This window comes from Devosia insulae DS-56 (assembly GCF_000970465.2).
Lineage (GTDB): Bacteria > Pseudomonadota > Alphaproteobacteria > Rhizobiales > Devosiaceae > Devosia_A > Devosia_A insulae.
Map to the genome: position 1 here is coordinate 1 of NZ_LAJE02000309.1, position 3,086 is coordinate 3,086.

3 protein-coding genes are annotated in these 3,086 nt (G+C 68.3%); 2 read left to right on the forward strand and 1 reads right to left on the reverse strand.

The features are described 5' to 3' along the window. Window positions 1–1,040, reverse strand: a 1,040-nt coding sequence (locus VW23_RS21305; protein WP_141728427.1) for a formimidoylglutamate deiminase, incomplete at its 3' end; no start/stop codon positions are given. Window positions 1,041–1,133: 93 nt separating this feature from the next. Between VW23_RS21305 and hutI the strand changes: the two genes are divergently transcribed. Continuing rightward, the gene (hutI, locus tag VW23_RS21310; RefSeq protein WP_069911517.1) at window positions 1,134–2,363 is read left to right on the forward strand and encodes an imidazolonepropionase; all 1,230 of its coding nucleotides are present in this window, start codon (window positions 1,134–1,136) and stop codon (window positions 2,361–2,363) included. Beyond that, window positions 2,360–3,086 (forward strand): aromatic amino acid lyase (locus VW23_RS21315; protein ID WP_176730454.1); only part of this gene is annotated, 727 nt, incomplete at its 3' end. The genes hutI and VW23_RS21315, both read left to right, overlap by 4 nt.

Sequence of the window (3,086 nt, forward strand, 5' to 3'; positions counted from 1 at the left end):
GGGGGGGGGGGGGGGGGGGGGGGGGGGGGGGGGGGGGGGGGTGTGGGGGGGGGGGGGTGGGGGGGGGGGGGGGGGGGGGGGGGGGGGGGGGGGGGGGGGGGGGGGTGGGGGGGGGGGGGGGACGGGGGGGGGGGACGCGGGGTCGCGCGGCGGCGGCGGCAGATGTGTGAAGGAGGCAGCGCTACGGCTTTCGTCGCGACGATGCCCCCCACCTCGTCGGCAGTGAGGTGGGTGGCATGGATCAGGCACCAGCGCTGATCGACCGGCGCGCTGGCGAGCAGTAGTTCGACCGGACAGGACCCGGTGGCCGCTAGGCAATCCTCGACTTCCAGCAGCTGCTCGGCGACATGGATGTGCACGGGCTGTCCTTCGGCGAGCGGCAGGATTTCCCGGATTTCCTCGATGGTCGCGGCCCTGAGGCTGTGGGGAGCGATGCCCACCACCGCGCCCTCCAACCCGTCGACCGCCCGCCGCGACGCCGCGACGAGTTCGGCAAAGCGAGCCGTATCGCTGATGAAGCGACGCTGCCCCTCGATCGGCGGCTTCGGCCCGAAGCCTGAATGCGCATAGAACACCGGCAGTAGAGTCAGGCCGATGCCGGCCTCGGCACTGGCGGCGGCGATGCGTTCAGCCATTTCCGCGATGTTGGCATAGGGGCGGCCATCGATATCGTGATGCAGGTAGTGGAACTCCCCCACCCGCGAGAAACCCGCCTCGAGCATTTCGACATAGAGCTGCGCCGCCACCGCCTCGACGTCGTCGGGCGTCATCGACAGGGCGAAGCGATACATCTGGGCCCGCCAGCTCCAGAAACTGTCCTCATCAGGCCCGCGCTTCTCCGTCAGCCCCGCCATGGCGCGCTGGAACGCGTGGCTGTGGAGGTTCGGCACCGCCGGCGCAAGCAGCGCATGGCGCTCGTCTGCGACAGCCGGCGCACTCCCCCGCTCTACCGCGGTGATCAGCCCGTTCTCGATCTCGATGCTGACATCGCGGGCGAGACCGGTGGGAAGCAAGGCGGCGGCGGCGAACAGCTTGGTCATCGAGCGATCCTGACGGGACAAACGGAAAAACTCTCTTGTCATCGACCTTATTATGTCTATACATCTTTTAGGACGATTGAAAGCGGACATGCAATGCCGACACCAATCCCCAGCCGCGATGCCGACGTGAAACTATGGCGGAACGCCCGCCTCGTGACGATAGCCAGCCCCTCGGTCGAGCCGATCGAGAACGGTGTTGTCGTCACCTCCGGAGAACGCATCGTGTTCGCCGGCGCCGCGTCGGAGGCCCCTGATATCGCCGGCGCGCAGCAGATCGACCTCGGCGGCCGGCTGGTGACCCCGGCGCTGATCGACTGCCACACCCACATCGTGCATGGCGGCAACCGCGCCCGTGAGTTCGAGATGCGACTCGACGGCGCCAGCTATGTCGAGATTGCCAAAGCCGGCGGCGGCATCGTTTCGACCGTCCGCGCCACCCGGGCGCTGTCGGTGGAGGAATTGGTCGAGCAAGCCCTGCCCCGCCTCGACACGTTGCTCGGCGAAGGCCTGGGCACCATCGAGATCAAGTCGGGCTACGGCCTCAGCATCGAGGCCGAACTGAACATGCTGCGCGCCGCCCGCGCGCTCGGCCACCGACGTGCGGTGCGCGTCGTCACCTCGTATCTCGGCGCTCATGCGACACCCGAGGAGTACCGGGGACGCAACGCTGATTATCTCGATGAGGTCGTGCTGCCGGGCCTCAAAGCGGCGCATGCCGAAGGGCTGGTCGACGCCGTAGACGGTTTTTGCGAGGGCATCGCCTTCTCGCCCGAGGAGATCGCTCGGGTCTTCGACCTGGCGCTGGAGCTCGGGCTGCCGGTGAAGCTCCATGCCGAGCAGTTGAGCCACCTCGGCGGCACCAGGCTCGCCGCCCATTACGGCGCGCTCTCGGCCGATCATCTCGAATACATCGATGACGCCGATGCGCAAGCGATGGCCACCGCATCGACCATCGCCGTGCTACTGCCCGGTGCCTTCTACGCCATCCGTGAAACCCACAAGCCGGATGTCGCCGCGCTGCGACGACACGGCGTCCCCATCGCTGTCGCCACCGACTGCAACCCTGGCACCTCGCCGCTCACCTCGCTGCTGCTTGGCATGAACATGGCGGCCACGCTGTTCGGGCTGACGGTCACCGAGTGCCTGGCCGGAACGACGCGCATAGCGGCGCGGGCGCTTGGGCTGCTTGAGCAGACCGGCACGCTCGAGGCGGACAAATCCGCCGACTTTGCGGTCTGGAACTGCGCCTCGGTGGCTGAACTCACCTACCGCATCGGCTTCAACCCGCTGCATCGCCGCATCTTCAAGGGCAAGGCAACATGACTATCACGCTCACGCCCGGAAGCGTCTCGCTCGAGACGCTGTCCGAGATCTTCTGGAACGGCACCCCTGCGGTGCTCGATCCGGTATTCGACGCTGCGGTCGACCGCGCCGCGGCCCGCATCGCCCAGATCGCCGCTGGCAACGCTCCGGTTTATGGCGTCAATACCGGCTTCGGCAAACTGGCCTCGATCAAGATCGAGGCGGCCGATCTCGCCACGCTGCAGCGCAACCTGATCCTGTCGCATTGCTGCGGCGTCGGTGCGCCGCTGGCGGAGAACATCGTCCGGCTGATCATGTCGCTGAAGCTGGTCTCGCTGGGGCGCGGTGCATCCGGCGTGCAGATCGAACTAATCCGGTTGATCGAAGCCATGCTGGCGCGCGGCGTTATCCCGCTGATCCCGGAAAAGGGGTCGGTCGGCGCCTCCGGTGACCTTGCGCCGCTGGCGCATATGACGGCGGTGATGATCGGCGAGGGCGAGGCGTTCTTCCGGGGCGACCGGCTTACTGGCCGTGAGGCGCTCGAGCGCGCCGGGCTCAGCCCGGTGGTGCTCGCCGCCAAGGAGGGCCTGGCGCTGATCAATGGCGCGCGGACGGCGACGGCGCGGGCGCTGGCCGGACTGTTCCGCGCTCACCGCGCCGCCCCACCCGCATTTCTCATCGGCCACATCTCGCCCGACCCCGCCACGGGCTCCTCCGCACCCTTTCCTTCCGCTACCCCCCCCC